This is a genomic window from Imtechella halotolerans (assembly GCF_028743515.2).
Classification (GTDB): Bacteria; Bacteroidota; Bacteroidia; order Flavobacteriales; family Flavobacteriaceae; genus Imtechella; species Imtechella halotolerans.
Genome location: NZ_CP117969.2, coordinates 2,016,475 through 2,042,764, shown reverse-complemented (window position 1 = coordinate 2,042,764; position 26,290 = coordinate 2,016,475). Strand labels below are relative to the sequence as shown.

Below are 26,290 nucleotides of genomic sequence, written 5' to 3'. Positions count from 1 at the left end.
GACACCTTAATAGTGATTTCAAAAAGTACCATAGATAAAGTTTTTGATGTAGCTCGACTAGAAGAAGTTATTGGCGATTTTGTTCATTTGAAGCGTTCAGGTTCTAATTTTAAAGGTCTTAGCCCATTTACAGATGAGAGTACACCGAGCTTTATGGTGTCCCCAGTTAAACAAATATGGAAGGATTTTAGTAGTGGAAAAGGTGGAAATGTTGTGGCTTTTCTTATGGAGCATGAGCATTTTACCTATCCTGAGGCCATTCGCTATCTGGCTAAAAAGTATCAGATTGAGATTGAGGAAACTGAGGTTTCTACGGAAGAAAAGGTACAAGCCAATGAACGAGAAAGTATGTATCTGGTTTCTGAATTTGCTCAACAGTACTTCCAGGATATTCTTATTAGGCATGAGAAAGGAAAGGCCATTGGCCTTAGTTATTTTAAAGAACGAGGTTTTACTGAAGACACCATCAAAAAGTTTAAACTTGGTTACTCATTGGATGAATGGGAGGCATTTACCAAAGAGGCAATTAAAAATGGTTATAAACTTGACTACTTAGAAAGAACAGGTCTAACAATAGTAAAGGAAAATAGACAGTTTGATCGTTTTAAAGGTAGAGTTATGTTTCCTATACACTCGATGAGTGGGCGTGTTCTAGGATTTGGCGGCCGGATTCTTCTGACCGATAAAAAGGCTGCAAAATATATGAATTCTCCTGAGAGTGAAATTTACCATAAAAGTAAGGTGCTTTATGGTATTTATCATGCTAAACAATCCATAGCAAAGGAAGATAATTGCTATTTGGTTGAAGGATATACAGACGTCATTCAGTTACATCAAAGGGGAATAGAGAATGTGGTTGCCTCAAGTGGTACGGCTCTTACTTCTGAACAAATTCGTCTTATTAACCGACTTACAAAAAACATTACAGTACTTTTTGATGGCGATGCGGCCGGATTAAGAGCTTCCCTAAGAGGTATTGACCTTATTCTTGAGCAGGGTATGAATGTGAAGGTATGTTCTTTTCCGCAAGGCGAAGATCCAGATAGTTTTGCACGTAAAAATGCCTATGAGGATTTGGTACTCTATTTAGAGGGAAATTCACGCGATTTCATAAGTTTTAAAGCTTCGCTTTTAATGGAGGATTCTGGAAATGATCCAATTCGAAAGGCGGATACTATTAGGGATATGGTCCAAAGTATTTCTAAAATTCCTGATAGAATACAGCGAGAGGTCTATGTACAGGAATGTGCTAGGATTATGCAGATATCTGAAGATGTACTGTTTAACACTCTTGCTCAATTGGGTAAAAAAAATCTCGATGAAGCGAATAAAACCTTCAAGAAAGATCAAAAGGCATTTGAAGTTGTTCGGAACGAAAAAACAATTGAAAAAGTAGATCGATTGCAAGTTCTTGAATATGCGCTAATTAAGCACTTATTATTATATGGATCTGCTAAGTGTGAATTTGATGATGTGATATTAAAAACTGATGACTCTGGAGAGCTTCAGGAGGAACATGTTGTTCAGAATTTAAAGGTGTATGAAAAGATTTTCCTAGAATTACAACAGGATGAAATTGAGCTTAATAATGTGGTATTTAAAAAACTTTATCATAAGGTAATGGCTAAGTTTCAACAAGAGTTGGATTTTGAGCTTTCTGATTTTATGCGGGAATTAGAGCCTGAACTAGCTGCTGAAGTGTCAACTATTGCTATGGAAGAGGAGCGACAATCACTACATGACTGGAGTCGAAAGGATATTTTTATTAAAGATAAAATGATAGTAATTAAGGACTCTATTCCTGAAATAATTCTCAATATGAGAGGTTTTCTTATTGATGAAATTATAAAGGGACTAATGTCTAAAACTGAACATAAAAAAGAAGGTAATCAAGAAATCTTAGAAGAAATCATCAATTACCTTCAGCTTAAGAAAATTCTTTCGAAGCGGCTAAACCGCGTCATTTGAATGGGTTAAAATAGTTCGAGAGCTTTGGCCTGTTGTAGCATGTCTACCATGTTATCAACGTTAAGTTTACGCATTAATCTAGCTTTGTAAGTACTTACGGTTTTTTCGTTTAAACCAAGTTCTTCAGCAACAAACTTATTACGTTTTCCTTGTGCCAATAGTTTTAATACTTCCACCTCTCGAGTTGATAATTTTCTGAAAAAGCGACGAGGTTTATTCGTGCTTTCATCAAATGCCAAGCGTTGGGCCAATTCATTGGTGATAAACATACCTCCATGAGCCACTTTGGTTATGGCATCACTTAATTCGGTAAGTGCCGATTTTTTAGATAAATAACCTGATGCTCCTGCACGTAATGTACTAATTGCATATACGTCTTCCGGTTGGGCACTAAACATAAGTACGCGAACATTAGGATGATCTTTCTTAAGTTTACGTAGCGCTGTGATCCCATTGATTTCAGGGATGTCCATTTCTAACAATACCAAGTCTACAGGATTTTGATCGAGATAGTTAAACATCTCGGTAGTGGTAACCGCTGATGCTACTACCTCAATTTCTGAGTTGGATTTTAGGAATGCCTTGATTCCATGCAGAACAATTGGATGGTTGTCTGCTATTAATACTCTAATCATAGTTGTTTGGTTTTAATTTGTGATTAAAAAACCTCTCCAACACTTGCGTGTTTTCAGTTAGGGGGAATTGAAATTGATATATAAAGTTACATAAAATTTAATATTAATAAGCAAAATCTTATAGAAAACTAAAGTTAATTAGCTGTTTTTTAGGTGATTTGGTATCAAGCAAACGGGGATTGGATTCATCTTGTGTTGATTGATTTTATTAAGACGGCTATAAATCAGAAAAACCTCTTGGTTTCTTCCAGTAAAATCGTCTACTTTTTTACCTAGGAAAACTTGGTTCATTGCCCATTCTAATTCATCATAGGTCGCACCTAATTGGTCTTCGTCACTGCGATCGTCACCAAAAAGCCCATCCGAAGGCTTCGCTTTTAAAATGCTGTCGGGAACTCCTAGATAATGACCAAGTGCATATACTTCACTCTTCATCAGATCTGCGATTGGACTTATGTCAACGCCGCCGTCACCGTATTTAGTATAAAAACCTACTCCAAAATCTTCTATTTTATTCCCTGTTCCAACAACAATATATCCATGTAAACCTGCATAGTAGTATAAAGTTACCATCCTAAGTCGTGCTCGTGTGTTAGCCAATGTGAGATCTAAATGAAGATTGTTTCCAACCGGATACATGGCCTGTTTAAAGGACTCAAATGTAGAGGTGAGTTCAATTGTATGTGAGGTAATATTTGAAAAATGTTGTGAGAGGAAATCAATGTGTTCTTTGGATCTTGAAACATGACTTGGTGGTTGATGTATTGGCATTTCCAGGCAAAGCGTCGGAAGTCCTGTACGTGCACAAAGAGTTGAAGTAACTGCTGAATCTATCCCTCCTGATATACCTATTACAAAACCTTTTAAATGGTTTTTGGAAGCATAATTAGTCAACCAATCTGTTATGTAGCTGGCTACATTTTCTATTTGCATACTGTATTATTACTGTCGTTTTCTGTTACCTTTGTTGAGCAAAAGTAATAGAATGTAATCATTTTATGAAAGATTAGAGGGGCTAAGTTGTTAAAGGAGGTATAATTGTGTGAAATATGACTATTATTTAATAAATTGTTTTAAAATACAAAATATGTTAAAAAATATTGTAGGAATTGTACTGATTTTTAGCTTGTTTGCCTGTAAGAACGATAAATCAACAACTCCTGATGTAAGTAAAATTCCAATTGAAACTAGAGTGATTCGTTTTGAAAAGTTATTTTTTGAATCTTCTCCAGAGAAATTACCGCAACTTAAAGAAAGGTATCCCTATTTCTTTCCAAAGCAATATTCGGATAGTATATGGTATACCAGAATGAGTGATACTTTGCAATTGGAGTTATACTCAGAAGTACAGAAGGTCTTTCCTGACTTTAAAGAGGAGGTCGATCAAATTGAATCAATCTTTAAGTATACAAAGTTTTATTTTCCTGAATTTAATGTGCCTACTGTCGTAACACTTACTTCAGATGTCGATTACCAAATGAGGACTGTTTATGCTGACAGCCTTTTACTTATTGCTTTAGACACCTATTTAGGTAGTGACCATAGATTTTATCAAGGTATTCAGGAATATATCCGAAAGAGTTTTATTAAAGAACAGTTGCCGGTAAATGTAGTTGAGGCAATTGGTAAAAAGTTAATACCTTACCAGCAGGAAAGGACTTTGTTGGATTTTATGGTTTTCTATGGTAAGCAATTGTATCTCAAAGAATTATTGTTGCCCGAAGGAAAGCCAAGCCAATATCTTAACTATACGCCGCAGGAGTTGGATTGGGTGATGGAAAATGAATCCGAAATTTGGCGTTATTTCGTGGAGCGTAATTTATTATTTGATACAGATTCTAAACTTCTTAACAGATTTATTACTCCCGCTCCTTTTTCTAAGTTTTATTTAGAGTTGGATAATGAATCACCTGGTAGTGTAGGGCAATATGTTGGATGGCAGATTGTACGTTCATATATGAAAAACAATGATGTACCTTTGCAGGTTATGTTGCATCAGAATTCTCAAATTATTTTTAATAAATCACATTATAAACCTAAGCGATAATGAGTAAACTTCATACTTCAGATATAAATCTTACTGTGGAACTTGATGAAAATCGTATTCCAGAAAAATTGAAATGGACAGCCAAAGATGGGGGTGTAGATAATGAAGAAGCCAAGGCTATGTTGTTGTCTATTTGGGACGCCAACAATCAAGAAACGTTGCGTATTGATTTATGGACAAAAGATATGCCTGTTGATCAAATGAAAGTGTTTTTTCATCAAACCCTTTCTGCAATGGCAGATACTTATGAACGAGCTACACAAGATGATAAGATGGCAGCTACTATGCGAGATTTTTGTGAGTATTTTGCAGATAAATTAGATCTTAAGAAATAAGGAGGAACGGTAGTTTATAAATTTAATTTTATTACTAGAGTATATTAAAGGCATAGGAAAGGCTAGGTTTATTTCAAGTCTTTCCTATGTTTTTAATTGGGTTTGATTCTTTTCTTTTTTATGTGTAATGCAATATAAGAAACTATGCCGCAAATTAGCATAATATAAATCATTGCATATAAGGAATCTGAAGTCTGAGTTAATGTTCCTTGTTCAACTACCAGTACTCTGAATATTTTTAAAAAATGAGTAAGAGGTATGCCATTGGCTATGAATTGAATCCAAACAGGCATTTGACTTAATGGCCATGTAAATCCACTAATAATAAAACTAGGTGTTGCAACAACCATTAGTATTTCTGTTGCTTTTAATTGATTTGGGATGAGTATACTAACGAGTATGCCCATAAAACTAACGGATAGCACAAATATGAATGCAACTGCAGTCAAAGCCCAAATACTCTCTGATAGAGGTACTCTAAACCATACTGAAAACAATAAATATAATCCCCAGATGCCTAAACTCATTATCAAATAGGGAATAATTTTCACTAATAAGAGCTTAGCTGTTGAATTTGTTTTTTCAATTAATTGAGAGAAACTTCCCTTCTCGAATTCTGATGCAAATGACAGGGCTAATCCTAAGAGTAGAACTTGTTGTAAGATGGTCGCTAATACACCAGGCCATAAAAAATAGAGATAATTAGTGCTTCTGTTATGTTTTCTAATGAAACTCATTTTGAATGGTTCGTATTGTGTAAGTGCGACCGCTTCAGGCATGCCTTGTTTTTTGAGTGATTCAATAGATATTCCTGCTTTTAGAGTTCCAAGACTAAGTTGTATGGCGCTTGAACTGAAGTTAGCCGTTAGCATGTTTGCAGTGTTAACATATACAAGAATTTCAGGATATTTTTTTAATAAAATATCTTTTTCAAAATTCTTAGGAATTACAATAGTAGAAGCAGCCTCGTAATTTATAGTTTCTTCATTAGCTGCATGAATATCTGATAGCACCGAAATTACATCTACAACTTCGTTTTCTTGGAGCATTTGAATTGCTTTATAGCTCATGTCTGTTTGATCTAAATCCACCACAATTATTGGTAAATCTGTTGCCTTGCCTTTTTCATATACATATCCTATCAGGATTCCATATAAGATGGGTGCGCCTATGAAAAGAATTCGAAGTACTTTATTATTCCAGAAAAGGTTAAATTCTCGTTTGAGTAGGGTTAGAAAAGTTTTCATAGTTACAGTTTTAATAATACAGTAGTATGAACAAATATATCCTTAGCATTAGTCACGTTGTTTGGAATTACCTTTAGTTCGAAAAGTGCTTGTTGCATTTCATAATCTGGATAGGCAGTTGCTATATTGGCATAAGCTCCTAATGGTTTTATTGTAGAAATTTTCCCTGGGTATTCTTGGTTATTATATACAACCGTCACTACTACATTTTGCTCTGGTTTAAGGTTTTTTAAATCATTCTCGGGTAATGTAAACCTAAAGTAGGTGCTTTCTGTTATAGTACCTTTAAAAAGTGTATATCCTGGCAAAGCAAGTTCACCTTCATTTAGGGTAATAACATCGATGCTCATGTTTTGTGGTGCAATAATAAAGCGTTCTTGATGAGCAGTTTCGGCTTCAAGTAAAGCTCCTAGCGCTCTTTCTTGCTGACCTAGAGCCATTGTTTGTTGTTCGAGTCTAGCTCCTCTTTTTGCTTCTTCTAATTCTGCTGTAACCGCCTGGAGCTGGGATGTAGCACCTTGGAATTTAGCGTATGCCTCGTCATATTCTTGTTGAGGGATGAGCGAATCTACAAGCATATTATTTAATCTGGTTATTGATTTATGGGCAAATTCATACTGTTCTTTTAAGGCGTTATATTTCGCTTGAAGTTGTTTGAGCTGGCCATCGGTAGCTCCTTTGACTGACATAGAATACTGTGCTTTTGCTGAAGTTACAGCGCCTTCAGCTTGTAGCATTTTGGCAGTTACTTCTGGAATATCTATGATGGCTAAGGTGTCTCCTTTTTGTACGGATTGTCCTTCGGCAACTTTAATTTCAGTAATTCTACCGGGAATTTTACTGGCAACACCTAGTGTTTCTCTTTCGACCTTTCCTTGCAGAATCAAGTCAGAAGAATTTTCACATCCTACTAGTACAAGTGCTGTTATGATTATTATAATTTGTCTCATTCTTATTAGTTTTTAGTGATATAATTAAACAGATTTCCAGTTGTTTTTAGGGTTTCAATGGCTGTTCTGCGTTGTGACAAGATTTGTTGCATTAACTCAAGAGAAACTCTATAATAATCATTTTCACTCGCTAGTCGGTCGGTGATGCTTATTAAACCCTCTTCGTATTGGCGAATAGCACTAGATAGGTTGTTTTGTGCCACTTTAATCTTCTGTTCTCCTATGTGTAATTGCTTTTGTTGTGTATTTAAGTCTGCAATATTCTTTTTAAGGAGAACGTTTAATTTATTGTGAGTGTCTGTGAGTTTAAGTTGAGTTTGTTCTAAAGAAAGTTTTGTTTCAGCTATTTTGTGAATCCTTTCAAAACCTCCAAAAATTGTCCATTTAGCCCCTATACCTATAAACCAATTCGGAGAAATGGTTGCTTCATTGAGGCCAAGATCAATTGGTAAGTTAAGTATAGGAATAGTGGTGCTTGCATTTGCGTTATATAGGCTTGTATAATTATAACCGCCGTAAGCAGCAATTTGAGGAAGAAAGCTTCCCTTTTCTTTTTTCAACACATAGGTTTGGGCTTTTTCAAAGGCATGAAGTGCCTTTAATTCATGCTTGTTTTCCACAGATAATTGTTCATCAAAAAGAAAAAGTGGAGTTAATTCGTGGTTGGTTTTTTGTATCTCTGTTTCAGTGAATCCAGTTAAATAGTATATTTTTTCTAAAATTACTTCACGTGTGCCGTTGAGTTCTGTTTTTTTAGCTTCTAGTTCTAAAGAGGCCAGTAGAAGTTTGTCACGATCATAAGGGATTGCTAAGCCTTGTTCGATAGCTTTTTCTACTCTTTTTGTTTCTTTTTGTAGGCGTTTTTCACTTTCATTTATCAATTTTTCAACATTATTGAGTAGTGCCCATTGATCAAACGTGATTATTACTTCTTCTATTAGTATATCACGATCACTATCTAATAAGTAGGATGTGCCTAGAGTTTTGTATTCCATCGCTTTTACTGCGTTAGGGATTTGTAGTCCACTGAAGAGTACAGTTTTGGCCATAATATTGGCGAATGCTAAATTTCCATACGCGTTCGTTGTTGTACTTCCTTCAAGGATTGGAAATCCTGTAATTGGAGTAGTAGTTGTTGGAATATCTATAGTTAGCGTATTGTTAAAGTGAAGGAAAGAAGCATTAGTCTCAATTCTAGGCAAATATTTTTGTGCGATCTCCCTCCTTTGTAGATTCATTTTATCTATTTCCAATTGCTTTTGTTTTAAAGACGAATTCTTTAAAATAGCTATTTCTATCACTTTTTGTAATTCTGGTGAAATTTGTCCAAATCCTAAATAAGGAGTCACAGAAAATGTCAATACTGATAGGATTAAAATATATTTATTCATTTGACAAAAAAGAATTAAGATTGTTAAAAACATGTTGTAGCATTGTTTTCATAAGTTGTATTTGATCGTCTTTCATTCCTCTAGTTGCATAGGTCAAGGTTTCGTTGACTGCTTGGATAACAGGTAGCTCCAATTCTTTTCCTAAAGAGGTGAGGTAGATAAGGTTACTTCTTCTGTCAGTTGGACTAGGAATTCTTTTTACCATTCCCTCCTTTTCTAGATTGTCTATTATACGAGTGGTACTGGGTTTGTCACGATATGTGGCGTCTGCTAAGGCTTGCTGAGGAAGGCCGTCTTCATTCCATAAAACCCCCATAATGGTGGATTGTTCTTGGGTTAGATTAATTCCTTTCTTTTTAAAATTGTATTGTATTGCTCTGTTTAGGGCCGAGGGTGTGCGACTTGATAGAAGGTGATATAAATCTTTTTTGTTAATTAAAGTTAGCATGACAATAGTTGTTTAAGCAACTACAAAGATATTACTTTTTTACATATGTTGGTTAAGAAAAAAATAGGAGTAAATGAGGTATGTAAAGTTACGACCGGAGGGAGTTATTGATGTCCTCGATATATTTTAGCAATTGATCCCTGCCGGTAAAATTGCTCGAAGAAGTGATGAAATAGTTAGGCATTTCTTCCCAGGCATCTTCCAGAAGTTTAGATTCATATTCTTTAACATGGCGTTGAATTGCTCCCGGTTTTAATTTGTCTGCTTTTGTAAAAATGATAGAGAAGGGTATTTGATGTTCACCCATCCATTGCATGAATTCCAAATCAATTTTTTGAGGTTCATGTCGAATATCGATCAAAACAAAGGCGGAAACTAGTTGTTGACGCTTTTCAAAATATTGCGTTATGAATTTTTGAAAGGTGTTCTTCATGCTTTTTGAAACCCGTGCATATCCATAGCCTGGTAAATCTACAAGAAACCAGTTGTTATTGATTTTGAAGTGATTGATCAGTTGTGTTTTACCCGGTCTGCCAGATGTTTTAGCAAGTCCTTTTCTTTGGGTCAGCATGTTAATAAGAGATGATTTTCCTACGTTAGATCTCCCTATAAAGGCATATTCAGGAATGGGCTCTTTAGGACATTTGCCTACGTCTGAATTACTCATGACAAATTCAGCTGACTTTATTTCCATTTCTTAAAAATTGCGTTTTTTTAACCAATCTATTAGGATGCGGTTGAAAGATTCAGGATGCTCCATCATAGGTGCATGGCCACATTTATCAATCCAAAACAATTCTGAGTCAGGAAGTAAGCTGTGAAATTCTTCGGCTACATTTGGTGGAGTTACATGGTCATTTTTCCCCCAAATAATACAGGTTGGAGTACTCATCTGTGGTAAATCTTTAGCCATGTTATGGCGAATGGCACTCTTAGCGATAGCTAATGTCTTAATAAGTTTTGCTCGATCGTTTACAGTTGCGAACACTTCATCTACAATTTCTTTGGTTGCAACTTTAGGATCGTAAAAGACGTCTTCGCTTTTCTTTTTAATAAACTCGTAATCACCTCTTTTAGGGTATCCATCTCCCATGGCGTTTTCATAAAGACCAGAACTTCCTGTTATCACTAAAGCTTTTACTTTTTCAGGGAAAAGTTTGGTGTGAAGAAGGCCAATGTGTCCTCCTAGTGAGTTTCCTAAAAGGATGACATCATTTAGTTGTTTGTGTTCAATAAAACGTTCTAAAAATTTAGCAAAACTTTTAACTGTAGTTTTTAAAAGAGGCATGCTGTAAATAGGTAGTTCGGGGATAAGTACCTTATAACCGTTTGCAGAAAAATAATCTGTAACGCTGGTAAAGTTACTTAAGCCTCCCATTAATCCATGTAAAATTATGATAGGAGTCCCTTCACCAACTTCTATGTATTTGAAATTCTTTTCGGTTTTTAATTCGTGTTTCATTAAGCTGAAGTTGATTTCTCAAAAAACAAATATAAGTATTTAACATTGATAAAAATGAAATTTAGAAAGTGGTTTTTTAAATCGGCATTATTGATTTCGTTTGAGTTCTTCAATTAAAGCCGAAGGTGATTTTAACATATTGAAAATGAGAATAACCAGCAAAATTGAGTGGATGAATGGGAAATTTATCAACAAAGTGGAGATTAGTGGTAAAAAGTGGTAATATTTCTCTATATTTGACAAAACTAAAGCGTAAGCTATATCCATAAGTGAACAGTTTTATTGGGACATATGAATGTAAGGCAGATGCCAAGGGAAGATTGATGATTCCTGTGGCATTAAAGACGCAATTGTCTCCATTGTTAGAGGAGGGATTTGTGTTGAAGCGTGCTGTTTTTCAGTCTTGTTTAGAGCTGTATCCCATGTCGGAATGGAAGGTCCTTATGGAAAAAATGAATGGCTTAAATCGTTTTAGTAAAAAGAATAATGATTTTATCAGAAGGTTTACGGCTGGTGTGAAGGTGGTTGAAGTAGATGCAGCTGGGCGATTACTTATTCCGAAAGAGTTGTGTTTGTTCGCTGGAATTGATAAAGAACTGGTGTTGTCTTCAGCAATCAACATTATTGAAATATGGGATAAACAGCGATATGAGCAAGCTATAGATGATGCTACCTTGGATTTTGCTGATTTAGCTGAAGAAGTAATGGGAGGTGATAATGGAGAATGAATATCATAATCCGGTTTTATTGAAGGAGACAGTTGATGGGTTGAACATCAATCTGTCTGGTGTATATGTGGATGTGACCTTTGGTGGCGGTGGTCACTCTAGGGAAATTCTTAAGAGATTAGGGCCTGAGGGACGTTTGTATGCCTTTGATCAAGATGAAGATGCCTTAGTGAATGCTTTAGATGATCCAAGATTTGTTTTAATTAATGAAAATTTTAGGTATTTAAAGCGTTTTCTTCGATTTCATGGAGTCAAAGAGGTGGATGGTATATTAGGGGATTTTGGGGTTTCTTCTCATCAGTTTGATGTGGCTGAACGAGGTTTTTCCACTCGCTTTGAAGCAGATTTGGATATGCGTATGAGTAAACGAAACGAGATTTCTGCATATACGGTTGTAAATGACTATAGTGAGGAAGACCTAAGTAAGGTTCTTTATATGTATGGTGAGCTTAAAAATGCACGTGCCATGGCAAGGGTTATTGTTGATAATCGTAATCAAGGCCCGATAAAAACAAGTAAACAACTTGTTGAGATTTTAAGTCGCCTTTTGCCAAAGTTTAAGGAGCACAAGGTGTTGGCTCAAGTGTACCAGGCGATTCGAATTGAGGTGAATCAGGAGATGGAGGTGTTGAAGGAGTTCTTAATGCAGACACCTGAAGTATTGAAAAAAGGAGGTAGGTTAAGTCTTATAAGTTATCATTCTTTAGAAGATAGATTGGTGAAGAGATTTATTAGGGATGGGATGTTTGAAGGTGTTCCAGAGAAAGATTTTTATGGGAATGTTTCTGTGCCTCTAAAAAAAATAGGAGGATTGATTATTCCCTCAGAACAGGAAATAAAAATAAACAACCGAGCTAGGAGTGCAAAGTTGAGGATTGCTGAAAGAGTGTAAGAATGAAGCAAAACATTGTTGATATACTCAAAGGGAAGTTTCTTATAAGTGATGATGCGGTAAAGAATTGGCGCTTCATTCTTTTTGCTTCCTTGTTGGCTGTAGTGATGATTGCGAGTTCGCACAATGCCGACCAAAAGGTGCATGATATTGCCAGGCTCAACGAGCAAGTTCAGGAATTAAGGAGTGAGTTTGTTGATACCCGCTCCCGACTGCAGAGACTGAAGTTGGAGTCAACAATTGTAACTAAACTGAAAGATTATGGGCTTCAGCCATCAGCTGAGCCACCAAGAAAAATAAGAGTAACTACAAAATAAACCATATGGTCACCAAAGAAAAAAGCATACTAAGCCGATTATATTTCGTCGCAGCTTGCCTCTTTTTGTTTGCTATACTGGTGGTAGTGAAATTGGTTATGATTCAAATCAACGGGGAGGAGTATCGCCAAATGGCTGAAGAGAGTACAATTAAGAATTTTGTTATTCAGCCTAATAGGGGAAATTTATACTCGGATGATGGGAGTCTTCTGGCTACATCAGTCACGCGTTATGATATTAGATTTGATGCTGTTACAGTTTCTGATAAAAATTTTGAGGCTAATGTCAAAGCATTAGCAGGATCGCTTTCAAAATTATTAGGGAAGCCGTCTTCGTATTATCAAAATGCACTGCGTAGAGCTCGTGTTAATAAAAACAGGTATTTTTTGATTGCTCGAAATCTTGGCTATGCTGAGTATATGCAAATTAAGAAAATGCCTATGTTTAATCTTGGTGCATATAAAGGAGGTTTAATAGTTGAGCAAAGAACTGTGCGTGAGCATCCACTTGGTTCTATAGCTCAGCGAAGTGTAGGATACGAGAGATTTGATGAAAACGGGTATGCTACGCGTGTAGGGCTTGAAGGAGCTTTTACAGAATTTTTGTCCGGTAAGGAAGGTCATCGCCTTAAGCAACGAATAGCTAAAGGCCAATGGAAGCCCATAAGTGATAATAATGAAGTTGAACCTAAGGATGGTTATGATGTTATTTCAACAATTAATATCAATATTCAGGATATTGCGCACCATGCATTATTAACTCAACTTGAAAAATATAAGGCTGACCATGGAACAGTGGTTGTTATGGAAGTAGCTACAGGAGAGATTAAAGCCATTTCTAATCTTGGACGAACTGAAAATGGAAGTTATTTTGAAAAACTGAACTATGCTATTGGAGAATCACAGGAGCCAGGTTCAGTCTTTAAATTAATGACCATGGTGGCTGCATTAGAGGAGAAAGTGTTGGATACCAACTATGTGGTTGATACGGAAAAAGGATTTTTAACTTATTATGGTAAAAAAGTTTGGGATGCAAACCGAAGAGGTCATGGAGAAATCTCGCTTGCAAAGGCTTTTGAAGTATCATCAAATACTGGAATAGTAAAGGCTATTCATGAGAAGTTTTCCAAAGATCCTAGACGTTTTGTAGACCGGCTAACTAGAATGCATCTTGATAAACAATTGGATTTGCCAATTGTGGGGGAGGGAAAACCTTATATTCCTCATCCAGATAGAAGGAAGTATTGGAGTGGTATTTCATTAGAATGGATGGCATTTGGATATGGTCTTCATTTAACACCATTACAATCATTAACATTTTATAATGCAATTGCCAATGATGGAGAGATGGTCAAACCTCGACTTATTAAGGAGGTTCGTGAATGGGATAAGACTATAGTAAAGTATGAAAAAGAGGTTATAGATCCACAGATATGTTCACAAGAAACTGTTGATAAGGTAAAACATTTGTTGCGAAATGTTATTGAAGGTGAGAAGGGAACAGGTAGAAAGTTGTACTCACCCAATTTTTCAATGGCTGGAAAAACAGGAACTACTCAAAAAAATTATAGGGATAAAAGTAAGCTTAATTATATTTCTTCTTTTGCAGGTTTTTTCCCTGCTGATAAACCTAAGTATTCCTGTATAGTAGTAATTCATGAACCAGATAAAGGACTTGGGTACTATGGTGCTGATGTATCTGGTCCAGTATTTAAAAGTATTGCTCAAAAAATTTATACTAATTCTCCTCTGATAGATACTGTAGATGAGTTAAATAACACTTCAGAAGGAGTGGATGATAGTTATAAAGCATATTACACCAAGGTACAACGAATTTATAATGAGGTTCCCAATGTGAAAGGGATGAGTGGAATGGATGCAGTTCCATTGCTGGAAAATTTGGGATTAAGAGTAAGGGTAGTTGGTAACGGAAAAGTTAGAGAACAATCTTTGTCCGCGGGACAAAAAATTCAAAGAAATCAAACCATTATTTTGCAATTGTCATAATGCAGTTAAAGGATTTATTATATAAGGTCACTATTAATGCTGTGAGTGGAAGTACTCAAGTAGATGTAATTGATATTCATTTTGATTCACGAAAAGTGGCTCTTAATGATGTATTTGTTGCTATAAGAGGTACCGTAACTGATGGGCATAAGTATATAGATAAAGCTGTAGGTCAAGGTGCAATTGCCATTGTATGTGAGTCAATGCCAAAAAATATAGTAAATGGTGTTACCTATGTATTGGTTGAGGACACTATGAGTGCATTAGCCAGGATTGCTACTAATTTTTATGGAAATCCATCACATAATTTAAAATTAGTTGGAGTTACTGGGACCAATGGAAAAACAACGGTTTCAAGTTTGTTATACCAGCTTTTTTCCAAGGCTGGATATAAGGTAGGTTTGCTATCTACAGTTAAAATAATGGTTGCTGATACAGAGTATAATGCAACTCATACTACACCTGATTCATTATCTATAAATTATTATTTAAAGTTAATGAATGATGCTGGGGTGGAGTATTGCTTTATGGAGGTAAGTTCCCATGGGATTGATCAAAAACGCACGGAGGGTTTGCATTTTGAAGGAGGTATTTTTACAAATTTGTCACACGATCATTTGGATTATCATCATTCATTTGCTGCGTATAGAGATGTGAAAAAGTCCTTCTTTGATCACTTACCTAAAACAGCTTTTGCTTTGGTTAATTTAGATGATAAAAATGGCCTTGTGATGTTACAAAACACAAAGGCTACTAAATATACTTATGCTTTAAAATCGTATGCTGATTTTAAAGCCCAAATTTTAGAAAATCAGTTCAATGGACTGTTACTTAAAATTGATGGTCAGGAAGTTTGGACTCGATTGATCGGGAGTTTTAATGCCTATAATCTTTTGGCAATTTACGCTGCTGCTTGCTTGTTGAAATTGGATACACTTGAGATTTTACGTCATATAAGTGAATTAGAAAGTGTAAGTGGACGCTTTCAATATTTCATTTCGAATGGAAAAGTGACTACAATTGTTGATTATGCTCATACTCCTGATGCTCTTAGGAATGTTCTCGAAACTATTAATAGCATTCGTACCAATAATGAATCCCTGATAACGGTGGTTGGGTGTGGAGGTGATCGTGATAGGACTAAGCGTCCTGATATGGCTAATATCGCTGCAACTTTAAGTACAAAGGTGATTTTTACTTCTGACAATCCAAGGAGTGAAGATCCTCAAGCAATTATTGATGATATGGAAGTAGGCGTGGAACCGCAACTTGTGAATCGTTTACTTTCTATAGTAGATAGAAAGCAAGCAATAAAAACAGCCTGTCAATTGGCACAGCCTGGAGATATTATCTTGATAGCAGGAAAAGGTCATGAAACGTATCAGGAAATAAAGGGTGTGCGTACTGATTTTAATGATTTTGTTATAGCTAAGGAACTATTAAACCAACTTAATAAATAATGTTATATTATCTATTTGACTACTTAGACAATCAATTTGATCTGCCAGGAGCAGGCCTCTTTCAGTTTTTATCATTTAGAGCTGCTGTTGCTGGTATCTTGTCTTTGTTGATTTCAACAATTTACGGGAAGCGTATAATCAACTTTTTGCGTAAACAACAAGTTGGAGAAACTGTTAGAGATCTCGGTTTAATAGGGCAAAATGAAAAGGCTGGCACTCCTACAATGGGAGGTGTTATTATAATTTTAGCAACTTTAATTCCGGTATTGTTTATTGCAAGGTTGGATAACGTGTACATCATTTTATTAATTGTAACAACTCTATGGATGGGTACAATTGGTTTTGTAGATGATTATATAAAAATATTTAAAAAAGATAAGCAAGGATTAAAGGGGCGTTTTAAGGTTTTAGGACAAATAGGTCTGGGAATTATAGTGGGCGCGACCTTATATTTTCATCCAGAAGTAACCATAAAAAGAGAAAAGCAATTAACACCTCAGGTTCAACAAGAAATTCTGTCAAGTGGTCCTGAAGCGAGATTGATGAAAATTGAAGAAAAATCTACAAAAACTACAATTCCTTTTGTTAAGAATAATGAATTTGATTATGCTGATTTGGTTTCTTGGATTGGTGATGATTATAAAAATTATGCGTGGTTGGTCTTTATACCTTTTGTAATCCTCATTGTTACTGCGGTTTCTAATGGTGCTAACCTTACGGATGGAATTGATGGTCTTGCTGCTGGTTCATCTGCTATAATGGTTCTTACTCTTGGAATATTTGCATGGGTGTCTGGAAATATAATTTTCTCAAATTATTTGAATATCATGTATATACCCAGGGTAGGAGAAATAACTATTTATATAGCAGCCTTTGCGGGTGCTCTAGTTGGGTTTCTGTGGTACAATACGTACCCTGCACAGGTTTTTATGGGCGATACAGGAAGTCTTACTATAGGAGGTATTATTGCGGTAATTGCAATTGCCGTTCGTAAAGAATGGTTGATCCCTGTGTTATGTGGTATTTTCTTGGCAGAAAATCTTTCAGTGGTTATGCAAGTCAGTTATTTTAAGTATACCAAGAAAAAATTCGGAGAAGGAAGGCGCATATTCCTAATGTCACCATTACATCATCATTATCAGAAGAAGGGATATCATGAAAGTAAGATAGTTACTCGTTTTTGGATTGTAGGTATTTTGCTGGCAATCATAACTATTGTAACATTAAAGGTTAGGTAGTTGTATGGCAAGGTTAGTTGTATTAGGTGGGGGAGAAAGCGGAGTAGGGACTGCTATTTTAGGTAAATTAAAAGGTTTTGATGTGTTTGTGTCCGACAGAGGACCTCTTAAAGAGAAATATAAAGACGTTCTTACAGCATATGACATAGAATGGGAAGAGAATCAACATAGCGAATCAAAAATTCTCAATGCCGACTTAGTGATGAAAAGTCCTGGTATTCCGGATAAAATTGCATTAGTGAAGCAGCTTGTAGGGATAGGTATTCCAGTTATTTCAGAGATTGAATTTGCGGTAGGGTACACCGATGCAACAATTGTCGGAATAACAGGGAGTAATGGAAAAACTACCACTACCATGCTTACTCATAATCTATTTCAGAATGAAGGGTTAAATGTGGGCATGGCAGGAAACATAGGTGATAGTTTTGCACAGATGGTGGCTCAAGAAGATAAGGAGTACTATGTGTTGGAGATAAGCAGTTTTCAATTAGACGGTATTCGTTCATTTGCACCACATATTGCTGTGATTACCAATATTACACCAGATCATTTAGATCGATATGAATATGAATTCGATAAATATATAGCATCCAAGTTTCGCATTGCGATGAATCAAACAGAGAAGGATTTTTTGATTTATGATGCGGATGATCCTGTCATAACAGACTGGTTAAAAAGACATCCTGTGAAATCTCAATGTATTCCTTTTTCAATAGAAAGGGAGTTTGAAACTGGAGCTTACTTAAAGAATAATGAAATAATAATAAAGACAGAAAACAATCTATTTACGATGTCAACAGATACAATAGCACTAGAAGGAAAACATAATGTGAAAAATGCCATGGCCGCAGCCACTGTAGCACAATTAGTTAAAATACGTAAAGCAACTATCCGTGAAAGTTTGGAAACCTTCCAGGGTGTTGAGCACCGTTTGGAAAAGGTGTTGAAAATTAATAATGTTCAATATATAAATGATTCAAAAGCTACCAATGTGAATTCAACATTTTATGCTTTGGACAGCATGAGTGCTCCAACAGTTTGGATTGTTGGAGGGCAAGACAAAGGAAATGATTATACACCATTAATGGCTATGGTTCGTGAAAAAGTAAAGGCCATCATTTGTTTAGGCGTTGATAATAGTAAAATAATAGAAACTTTTGGGAAGGTGGCAGATCTGATGGTTGAAACTACCAGTATGGATGAAGCGGTAACAATTGCTTATAAAATTGCAGAAAGGGGTGATAATGTTTTATTGTCTCCAGCTTGTGCTAGCTTTGATTTGTTTGAAAATTACGAAGATAGAGGAAATCAATTTAAAGAAGCTGTTCGAAAATTATAGTTATTAGTAAATGCAACAATTGTTTAAAAATATTAAAGGAGACCGAGCAATATGGGCAGTAGTTGCGTTACTGGCCATCATATCCTTTTTGCCTGTGTATAGTGCCAGTACCAATTTAGTGTATGTTGTTGGTAACGGCACTACTCTAGGACACTTGGTTAAACATTGTTTTTTACTAGCCTTGGGCTTCTTTATTATACTGGGAATTCATAAAGTTCCTTATCATTACTTTAAGCGTTTGTCGTGGGTAATGATTCCTTTTGTTTTAGGCCTATTGTTAGTCACGTTATTGCAAGGAAATACTATTGGAGGTGCCAATGCTAGTAGGTGGATACGAATCCCTTTAGTAGGTATGACATTCCAAACCTCTACACTGGCTTCGGTAGTACTTATGGTTTATGTGGCAGGTTATTTGTCGAAAACTTTCGGAAAGAAAATTGAATTTAAGGAATCAATATTTCCTTTATGGACACCAGTTTTTCTTATACTGGCAATGATTCTTCCTGCTAACTTGTCAACTACCGCTATTTTGTTTTTTATGGTAATGTTGTTATGTTTTATGGGAGGATTTCCCATTAAATATTTAATGGCGATTATTGGTGCAGGAGTCGTGATGCTTACTTTGTTTGTGCTTACAGCTAAAGCATTTCCAGGTCTATTTCCAAACCGTGTCGATACTTGGATTAGTCGAGTTGAAAATTTCGCTGATAAAAGCGATACGGAGGGTGATTATCAAATTGAAAAAGCTAAGATAGCTATAGCTACGGGAGGAGTAGTTGGTTTGGGTGCAGGGAAAAGTGTGATGAAAAATTTTCTACCACAAAGTAGTTCTGACTTTATTTATGCAATTATTGTAGAAGAATATGGTTTAATGGGGGCTTTTGTGATAGTATTTTTATATATGCTACTGTTATTCAGGATTGTAATTGTTGCGCAAAATGCTGAAACAATTTTTGGAAAATTAATGGTCATTGGCGTAGGTTTGCCGATCGTTTTTCAAGCCCTTATTAATATGGCCGTGGCAGTTGAATTGTTTCCCGTTACTGGACAAACACTACCACTCATAAGTAGTGGAGGTACCTCCATTTGGATGACATGTCTTGCCATAGGGATTATTTTAAGTGTTAGTGCAAAACGAGAAAAAGAACAAGAAGAATTCAATCATAAAGAAAGTCCAGATATCGCACATGCATAACTATCGTTTTATTATATCAGGAGGAGGAACTGGCGGTCATATATACCCAGCCATAGCTATTGCAAACGAGCTGAAGAATCGATATCCGGAGTCAGAGATTTTGTTTGTGGGGGCTAAAGGGCGAATGGAGATGGAGAAAGTCCCTGAGGCGGGTTATATCATTGAAGGATTGTGGATTTCCGGAATACAACGGAGCTTGTCTTTCAAAAATTTAGCGTTTCCTTTTAAGGTATTGGCTAGTCTGTGGAAAGCCCGAAATATATTAAAACGATTTCGTCCGGATGTGGCAATTGGCACGGGAGGATATGCAAGTGGACCACTGCTAAAAATGGCAGAGTTAAAAGGAATTCCATGTGTATTGCAGGAACAAAATTCATATCCTGGAATTACGAATAAATGGTTGGCTAACAAAGCGTCGAAGATTTGTGTAGCGTATGATGGGTTGGACAGGTATTTTCCAGCGAATAAAATTGTAAAAACTGGGAATCCTGTAAGACAAGATTTGTTAAGTATAACGGCAAAAAGGGATGAGGCACAGGTGTTTTTTGAATTGAATTCCAATAAGAAAACATTGTTGGTCTTGGGAGGGAGCTTGGGTGCCCGTTCAATTAATAAATTGATAGAAAATAAGCTTACATATTTTGCCAAAGAAGGAATACAAGTAATTTGGCAATGTGGGAAAATTTATCGAGATACGTATGCGGGTTATTGTAATGATACTGTACATGTGTTGCCTTTTATAAGTAGAATGGATTTAGCTTATGCTGCGGCCGATGTTATTATTTCACGGGCTGGTGCCAGTTCAGTAAGTGAATTGTGTATAGTTGGGAAACCTGTGTTGTTTATCCCATCTCCTAATGTTGCAGAGGACCATCAAACAAAAAATGCGCAAGCTATTGTTAGGGATGGTGCGGGGTTAATGCTGAAGGAGGCTGAATTAGAAGATAAGTTTGAAGAGGTTTTTGGTGAAATGATTACGTCTATTAGTCTACAGGAAACCCTTAGTAAAAATATAAAGCATCTTGCCAAACCGGATGCAACAAAAGAAATTGTAGACCAGATAGAGGTTTTATTAAAACGACAATCGTTGGTATGAATTTGAGCGAAATACATAGAGTTTATTTCATTGGGATTGGAGGTATTGGTATGTCAGCCCTTGCTCGTTATTTTAAAGCTAATGGCAAGGAAGTGGCTGGGTATGATAAAACTCCTACTGAAATTACAGATTCATTGATGTCTATTGGAATAGATGTGCATTTTAAGGATGACGAAATTCTTATACCTGCCAATTTTTCCAATACTTCAGGTACACTTGTAGTTTATACACCAGCAGTGCCTAAAGATCATAAGGAACTTGAATATTTTATTTCAAATGGGTATATCGTAAAAAAACGAGCTGAAGTTTTGGGTATTATAACTCGTGGCACCTATTGTTTGGCTGTGGCTGGTACTCACGGAAAGACTACGACATCAAGTATTTTGGCACATATACTTGCTGAGAGTGGCGTTGAGGTTACTGCTTTCTTAGGGGGAATTGCTGAAAATTTTGATTCGAATTTAGTGTTGAAGGGAAATGAAGTGACCGTGGTGGAGGCGGATGAATTTGATCGTTCCTTCTTGCATCTTTCTCCTGATGTGGCATGTATAACCTCCATGGATGCTGATCATTTAGATATTTACGGTAATGAAGAGATGCTTAAAGGAAGTTTTGAGGCATTTGCCAAGTGTGTCAAAGTGGGTGGTAGACTATTTGTTCATAAAGGATTGCCATTAGAAGGAGTGACTTATGGAATAGAAGATAATTCGGATTATTGTATAAAAAATATAAAAATAGAAAACGGGACCTACTTATTTGACTTGGTGACACCAACAACCACTCTTACGGGAGTTAAGTTTAGCAAGCCAGGGCAGCACAACTTGTTAAACGCACTAGTGGCTTTTGCCATGGCGGAACAGACCGGTACCCCAACCGGTCGACTCGCCCGTGCATTAGGTAGTTTCAAGGGTGTTAAACGAAGGTTTTCATATCATATTTGTACAGAAAACTTAGTATATATTGATGATTACGCACATCACCCTACAGAGATAAATGCATTGTATCAGGCTGTAACAGAAATGCATCCAAATAAACGTATTGTAGCTATTTTCCAGCCTCATTTGTTCAGTAGAACCCGTGATTTTATGGAGGCTTTTGCCGAAAGTTTATCACAATTTGATAAGGTTATATTGTTAGATATTTATCCTGCAAGAGAATTGCCTATACCAGGGGTTACTTCTAACGAATTATTAGCTCTTGTTAAGGCTACTGATAAAAAATTGGTTCGTAAAGAAGATCTTCTTGAGGAGCTTGTTAGTGAGCGTTTTGAGGTAGTGGTGTCTATCGGTGCAGGAGATATCGGAGAAGAGGTTATGAAAATTAAACAGTTACTTGAATTATATGTCAATTAAGGGCATTGCTAAATTAGTACTATTGTTAGTCTTTGTGGTATTCCTCTATGGCTTTACTGCAAGGCGTCACGCTGCTCGTAAAGTTAATGAGATACATATAGCGTATGTAGGAACTAATAATGTTTTTATAACAGAAGAATCGGTTAATAAATTGTTGATACAAAATGGAGATTCACTTACGGGTATACGTAAAGATGAAGTAGATTTGAATAGATTGGAGCATATTCTGAACGCCAATGATATGATTGAGGAGGCTGAAGTGTATCTTGCTATCAATGGGGAACTTACTGCTAATATTAAGCAACGAGAACCGATCGCACGAGTTGGAGGTGCTGGTACTTTCTATATCGATAGGAATGGAGAACAGATGCCTTTGTCTCCTGTGTTTTCAGCTAGAGTACCTTTAGTAACCGGAATCGTTAATGATGAGAATAGAGGAGTTGTTCACCATTTAGCTATGTTTATTAAAGAAGATGTGTTTCTCTCTAAGATGGTTATTGGAATCGAAGTGAAAAGTAACGAATTTACTTTGCGATTAAGAGATGTCGATTTTACGATTGCCTTAGGAGATACCACTCAATTGTCCCCAAAATTCTCAAATCTTAAAGCCTTTTATCAAAAGGCTGCTAAGGATGAAACATTGAATGCATATCGGCATGTGAATTTAAAGTATAATAATCAGGTAGTGTGCACCAAAATATAAAGTATGGAACACAAGAATTACGCAGTAGGATTAGATATAGGTACCACCAAGATCGTTGCAATGATTGGTGCTGAAAACGAGTATGGAAAAGTGGAAATTTTGGGTGTTGGTAAATCCAAAAGTTTAGGTGTGCACCGTGGAGTGGTTAACAATATTACTCAGACAATTCAATCAATTCAGCAAGCTGTCCAGGAAGCAGAAGGTGTTTCAGGTTTAAAAATTGAAGGAGTTGAAGTGGGTATAGCGGGCCAGCACATTCGAAGCTTGCAACATAGTGATTATATTACTAGGGATAACTCTGAAGCCGTAATTGAAGATATAGATGTTGATCGTTTATGCAATCAAGTGTATAAACTGGTTATGCTCCCTGGAGAAGAAATTATTCATGTATTACCTCAAGAGTTTAAGGTAGATGGCCAAGCTGAAATCAAAGAGCCTGTTGGAATGTACGGCGGAAGACTTGAAGCTAATTTTCATGTGGTTGTAGGTCAGGTATCTTCAATTAGGAATGTGGGTAGATGTATTAAAAACTCAGGTTTAGATTTATCTGGTCTTACCTTGGAACCACTTGCCTCTGCAAATGCTGTTTTAAGTCAAGAAGAAAAGGAGGCGGGAGTTGCTCTTATTGACATTGGAGGTGGAACCACCGATTTAGCAATTTTCAAAGAAGGGATAATCCGTCATACTGCGGTAATTCCATTTGGAGGGAATGTAATAACTGATGATATTAAAGAAGGCTGTTCCATTCTGGAAAAACAAGCTGAGTTGTTAAAGATAAAGTTTGGTTCGGCCTGGCCTGGAGAAAATAAAGATAATGAGATTGTCTCTATTCCAGGTTTAAGAGGTAGAGAACCAAAAGAAATAACCTTGAAAAATCTGTCTAAAATTATTCATGCCCGAGTGGTTGAAATAGTTGAGCAGGTTTATGTAGAGATTAAAAATTACGGTCATGAAGATCCTAAAAAGAAGCTTATTGCTGGAATAGTGCTTACAGGAGGCGGAAGTCAACTCAAGCACATAAAGCAGTTGGTTGAATACATTACTGGTATGGATACACGTATTGGATACCCTAATGAACATCTTGCTGGTGATTCTGATCCTGAGATTGCTAGCCCTGTATATGCTACAGCTGTTGGGTTAGTGATGAATGCTTTGAAAAATCAAAAACGAATACAGATTACAAATACAATTCAAGAAGAGCCCCAAGCTTCTTTAGATGAACCTATAACCGAAACTGCAACTAACGAACCAATACCTGCACCGACCAAAGAACCAAGGAAAAACTTTATGGAACGTTTTACCGAGAAGATTAAAGAATTTTTAGATAACGCAGAATAAAACCAGTAACTATGAGCAGTACAACCGATTTCGGAAACATTTCATTTGATTTGCCCAAAAATCAAAGCAATGTCATCAAAGTAATAGGCGTAGGAGGCGGTGGTAGCAATGCTATTAACCACATGTTTCGCCAAGGAATAAAGGGAGTCGATTTTGTTATTTGTAATACAGATGCACAAGCCTTACAAAATAGCCCAGTGCCTAATAAAATTCAATTAGGAGTTTCACTTACTGAGGGACTTGGTGCAGGAGCTAATCCTGAGGTTGGTGAACAGTCGGCAATTGAAAGTCTTGAAGAAATAAAAAACATGCTTGATTCCAATACCAAAATGGTTTTTATTACCGCTGGAATGGGGGGTGGAACAGGTACAGGTGCGGCTCCTATCATTGCTAAAATGGCTAAGGATATGGATGTGCTAACAGTTGGGATTGTTACTATGCCTTTTCAGTTTGAAGGGAAAATGCGTAATGAACAGGCACAAAAAGGTATTGAAAATTTACGTAGACATGTAGATTCACTTATTGTTATCAATAACAATAAATTAAGAGAAGTATACGGTAACTTAGGGTTTAAAGCTGGTTTCTCTAAGGCCGATGAGGTGTTGTCTACTGCTTCTCGTGGTATAGCAGAAGTAATTACTCACCACTATACCCAGAATATTGACTTGCGTGATGCTAAAACTGTATTATCTAATAGTGGTACTGCAATTATGGGATCTGCTTCAGCGCACGGTGAAAATCGGGCTCAAGTAGCTATTATGAATGCATTAGATTCTCCTTTATTGAATGATAATAAGATTACTGGAGCCAAAAACGTATTACTGCTTATCGTTTCGGGTACTAGTGAGATTACTTTAGATGAAATAGGTGAAATTAACGATCACATCCAGAATGAAGCTGGATTCGGAGCCAATATTATTATGGGGGTTGGTGAAGATGAAACTCTTGGGGATGCAGTGGCTGTCACTGTAATTGCAACTGGGTTTAATGCAGAGCAACAGCATGAGATAGTAAACACTGAGGCAAAGAAAATAATACATACCCTGGAAGAAGAACAACGCGCTACTCAAGATTTATCCCCTAAATCATCTTTCGGGACCTTGCCTTTTCCTGAGGAAAAAAAAGTAGTCGGGCAATCAACTACTAGTTTAGAAACTCCAAGACCTTCAAATACTCCAGAGGCTGTTTTACCTATTAAAGAGCAAGTTGTTGTTCATACGCTGGTTGAAGAAGATGACGATGTGAAGTCATTAATTGATTTAGTACCTACTACCGAAATAATTAAAAATTTGCCAGTGGTATTTGAGGAAGTTACTGTTTTGCCCGAGGTTGAGGATGATTTTGTAATAATTGATACTACTGCTCGAATAAAAGATATAGAAGTTGTTGAGCCAAAGTTTGTACAAGCTGAACCTGATTTGTTTCAATTAAGTTTTGATATGCCATTAGTGGACCATGTTCAAGATGATACTGAAAAAGCTCCCGTAGTTACTTTTACCTTGGATGAAACAGTAAATAATTATGAAGTAAATGATGCTATAGAAGTGGTGCCTGTGACAGAAGCCTCTCATGAAGGGGAAAAACGCTATAGTCTTGATGATTATATGGATTTTGAGAATAATCTTTCTCAAGCAAAGGCTAAGTCTGTAGTTGCTGCTAAGGTAGTAGAGGAGGAAGTTTCTTTTGAGAAAAAGGTTGTATCTGAAACAGAAACTCAGTCTGTAATTAAAGAAGAATGTAATCCTTTTAATAGTTCCATTGAAGAAGGTCTTAAATCCAGAGTCGCTGACCGTCGATTGAAGCTTAAAGAGTTTAATTACAAGTTTAAAAATAATAGTACTCAGAAAATAGATGAGATTGAGCGTGAGCCTGCCTATAAAAGAATGGGTATTGAATTAGATCAGCAATCTCCACAAAGTAACACATCTCGAATGAGTGTTGGTACAGATAGTAATGATGAACTTCAATTGCGCAGTAATAATTCGTTTCTACATGATAATGTAGATTAATGCGGCAATAAGATTAGACACCTTATAAAGGCCTGTTTTTAGTATTAAAAACGGGCTTTTTGCATTTTGGAATTGAGTGTATAAAATAAATTTTGTGACTGTAAAATCTTTTGATAACTAAATGAAATTAGTAT

24 protein-coding genes are annotated in these 26,290 nt (G+C 36.2%); 16 read left to right on the top strand and 8 right to left on the bottom strand.

Translation table 11 applies throughout. The features are described from left to right. Nucleotides 1–12: 12 nt before the first annotated feature. Nucleotides 13–1,968 (top strand): DNA primase, encoded by a 1,956-nt coding sequence (dnaG, locus tag PT603_RS09245; RefSeq protein WP_008237182.1) that lies wholly within the window; start codon nucleotides 13–15, stop codon nucleotides 1,966–1,968. A 5-nt stretch (nucleotides 1,969–1,973) separates the two neighbouring features. Here dnaG and PT603_RS09240 read toward each other — a convergent pair whose 3' ends face one another. Together PT603_RS09240 and nadE are read right to left on the bottom strand one after the other, a co-directional pair. Then, entirely contained in the window at nucleotides 1,974–2,603 is a 630-nt protein-coding gene (locus PT603_RS09240) for a response regulator (protein WP_008237183.1), read from the bottom strand. A gap of 138 nt (nucleotides 2,604–2,741) precedes the next feature. Then, nucleotides 2,742–3,536, bottom strand: a complete 795-nt coding sequence (nadE, locus tag PT603_RS09235; protein ID WP_008237185.1) for an NAD(+) synthase — start codon at nucleotides 3,534–3,536, stop codon at nucleotides 2,742–2,744. Between the two features lie 154 nt (nucleotides 3,537–3,690). Between nadE and gldB the strand changes: the two genes are divergently transcribed. Both gldB and gldC read left to right on the top strand, forming a co-directional pair. Continuing rightward, the gene (gldB, locus tag PT603_RS09230; RefSeq protein WP_008237191.1) at nucleotides 3,691–4,650 is read left to right on the top strand and encodes a gliding motility lipoprotein GldB; all 960 of its coding nucleotides are present in this window, start codon (nucleotides 3,691–3,693) and stop codon (nucleotides 4,648–4,650) included. Further along, entirely contained in the window at nucleotides 4,650–4,985 is a 336-nt protein-coding gene (gene gldC / locus PT603_RS09225; protein WP_008237192.1) for a gliding motility protein GldC, read from the top strand. The genes gldB and gldC overlap by 1 nt, the downstream gene beginning before the upstream one ends. 92 nt (nucleotides 4,986–5,077) lie before the next feature. On the opposite strand, the gene PT603_RS09220 is transcribed toward gldC, so the two are convergent. The 6 genes from PT603_RS09220 to PT603_RS09195 form a co-directional block, all read right to left on the bottom strand. Next, nucleotides 5,078–6,232 (bottom strand): ABC transporter permease, encoded by a 1,155-nt coding sequence (locus PT603_RS09220; protein ID WP_008237193.1) that lies wholly within the window; start codon nucleotides 6,230–6,232, stop codon nucleotides 5,078–5,080. Between the two features lie 2 nt (nucleotides 6,233–6,234). Next, nucleotides 6,235–7,182 carry an HlyD family secretion protein gene (locus PT603_RS09215; protein ID WP_008237194.1) on the bottom strand — a complete coding sequence of 316 codons (948 nt, stop codon included), beginning with the start codon at nucleotides 7,180–7,182 and terminating at the stop codon, nucleotides 6,235–6,237. 5 nt (nucleotides 7,183–7,187) lie between these two features. Further along, entirely contained in the window at nucleotides 7,188–8,573 is a 1,386-nt protein-coding gene (locus tag PT603_RS09210) for a TolC family protein (protein ID WP_040488519.1), read from the bottom strand. Next, nucleotides 8,566–9,021 (bottom strand): MarR family winged helix-turn-helix transcriptional regulator, encoded by a 456-nt coding sequence (locus tag PT603_RS09205; RefSeq protein WP_008237199.1) that lies wholly within the window; start codon nucleotides 9,019–9,021, stop codon nucleotides 8,566–8,568. The genes PT603_RS09210 and PT603_RS09205 overlap by 8 nt, the downstream gene beginning before the upstream one ends. A gap of 88 nt (nucleotides 9,022–9,109) precedes the next feature. Further along, the gene (gene yihA, locus PT603_RS09200; RefSeq protein ID WP_008237201.1) at nucleotides 9,110–9,715 is read right to left on the bottom strand and encodes a ribosome biogenesis GTP-binding protein YihA/YsxC; all 606 of its coding nucleotides are present in this window, start codon (nucleotides 9,713–9,715) and stop codon (nucleotides 9,110–9,112) included. A gap of 3 nt (nucleotides 9,716–9,718) precedes the next feature. Next, nucleotides 9,719–10,483 (bottom strand): alpha/beta fold hydrolase, encoded by a 765-nt coding sequence (locus PT603_RS09195; RefSeq protein WP_008237203.1) that lies wholly within the window; start codon nucleotides 10,481–10,483, stop codon nucleotides 9,719–9,721. Between the two features lie 269 nt (nucleotides 10,484–10,752). Here PT603_RS09195 and mraZ point away from each other — a divergent pair, with 269 nt between their 5' ends. Genes mraZ through ftsZ form a run of 13 tightly spaced genes read left to right on the top strand, consistent with a single transcriptional unit; the run spans nucleotide 10,753 to nucleotide 26,156 of the window. After that, nucleotides 10,753–11,211: a division/cell wall cluster transcriptional repressor MraZ gene (mraZ, locus tag PT603_RS09190; protein WP_008237205.1), complete on the top strand. Its 459-nt coding sequence runs from the start codon at nucleotides 10,753–10,755 to the stop codon at nucleotides 11,209–11,211. Further along, on the top strand, nucleotides 11,201–12,103 hold the full coding sequence (rsmH, locus tag PT603_RS09185; protein ID WP_008237207.1) for a 16S rRNA (cytosine(1402)-N(4))-methyltransferase RsmH: 903 nt from the start codon (nucleotides 11,201–11,203) through the stop codon (nucleotides 12,101–12,103). Before mraZ ends, rsmH begins: the two co-directional genes overlap by 11 nt. A gap of 2 nt (nucleotides 12,104–12,105) precedes the next feature. Continuing rightward, nucleotides 12,106–12,420, top strand: coding sequence for an FtsL-like putative cell division protein (locus tag PT603_RS09180; protein ID WP_008237210.1), 315 nt, complete (start codon nucleotides 12,106–12,108; stop codon nucleotides 12,418–12,420). 5 nt (nucleotides 12,421–12,425) lie between these two features. Further along, nucleotides 12,426–14,426, top strand: a complete 2,001-nt coding sequence (locus PT603_RS09175) for a PASTA domain-containing penicillin-binding protein (protein ID WP_008237212.1) — start codon at nucleotides 12,426–12,428, stop codon at nucleotides 14,424–14,426. Then, a complete protein-coding gene (locus tag PT603_RS09170; RefSeq protein WP_155805497.1) occupies nucleotides 14,423–15,886 on the top strand; it encodes a UDP-N-acetylmuramoyl-L-alanyl-D-glutamate--2,6-diaminopimelate ligase in 1,464 nt (487 codons plus the stop codon). The genes PT603_RS09175 and PT603_RS09170 overlap by 4 nt, the downstream gene beginning before the upstream one ends. Beyond that, the gene (gene mraY / locus PT603_RS09165) at nucleotides 15,886–17,124 is read left to right on the top strand and encodes a phospho-N-acetylmuramoyl-pentapeptide-transferase (protein ID WP_008237216.1); all 1,239 of its coding nucleotides are present in this window, start codon (nucleotides 15,886–15,888) and stop codon (nucleotides 17,122–17,124) included. The genes PT603_RS09170 and mraY overlap by 1 nt, the downstream gene beginning before the upstream one ends. Before the next feature lie 4 nt (nucleotides 17,125–17,128). Continuing rightward, nucleotides 17,129–18,463 (top strand): UDP-N-acetylmuramoyl-L-alanine--D-glutamate ligase, encoded by a 1,335-nt coding sequence (gene murD, locus PT603_RS09160; RefSeq protein WP_008237217.1) that lies wholly within the window; start codon nucleotides 17,129–17,131, stop codon nucleotides 18,461–18,463. 10 nt (nucleotides 18,464–18,473) lie between these two features. Further along, complete coding sequence (locus PT603_RS09155; protein WP_008237218.1) at nucleotides 18,474–19,658, top strand: FtsW/RodA/SpoVE family cell cycle protein; 1,185 nt, start codon at nucleotides 18,474–18,476, stop codon at nucleotides 19,656–19,658. Then, complete coding sequence (gene murG, locus PT603_RS09150; protein WP_008237219.1) at nucleotides 19,651–20,754, top strand: undecaprenyldiphospho-muramoylpentapeptide beta-N-acetylglucosaminyltransferase; 1,104 nt, start codon at nucleotides 19,651–19,653, stop codon at nucleotides 20,752–20,754. The genes PT603_RS09155 and murG overlap by 8 nt, the downstream gene beginning before the upstream one ends. Beyond that, nucleotides 20,751–22,106 (top strand): UDP-N-acetylmuramate--L-alanine ligase, encoded by a 1,356-nt coding sequence (gene murC / locus PT603_RS09145; protein WP_008237220.1) that lies wholly within the window; start codon nucleotides 20,751–20,753, stop codon nucleotides 22,104–22,106. Before murG ends, murC begins: the two co-directional genes overlap by 4 nt. Beyond that, the gene (locus tag PT603_RS09140) at nucleotides 22,096–22,809 is read left to right on the top strand and encodes a cell division protein FtsQ/DivIB (protein WP_008237221.1); all 714 of its coding nucleotides are present in this window, start codon (nucleotides 22,096–22,098) and stop codon (nucleotides 22,807–22,809) included. Before murC ends, PT603_RS09140 begins: the two co-directional genes overlap by 11 nt. Before the next feature lie 3 nt (nucleotides 22,810–22,812). Then, nucleotides 22,813–24,147 (top strand): cell division protein FtsA, encoded by a 1,335-nt coding sequence (ftsA, locus tag PT603_RS09135; protein ID WP_008237222.1) that lies wholly within the window; start codon nucleotides 22,813–22,815, stop codon nucleotides 24,145–24,147. Nucleotides 24,148–24,158: 11 nt separating this feature from the next. Next, entirely contained in the window at nucleotides 24,159–26,156 is a 1,998-nt protein-coding gene (gene ftsZ / locus PT603_RS09130; RefSeq protein ID WP_008237223.1) for a cell division protein FtsZ, read from the top strand. The last annotated feature ends 134 nt before the right edge of the window (nucleotides 26,157–26,290 follow it).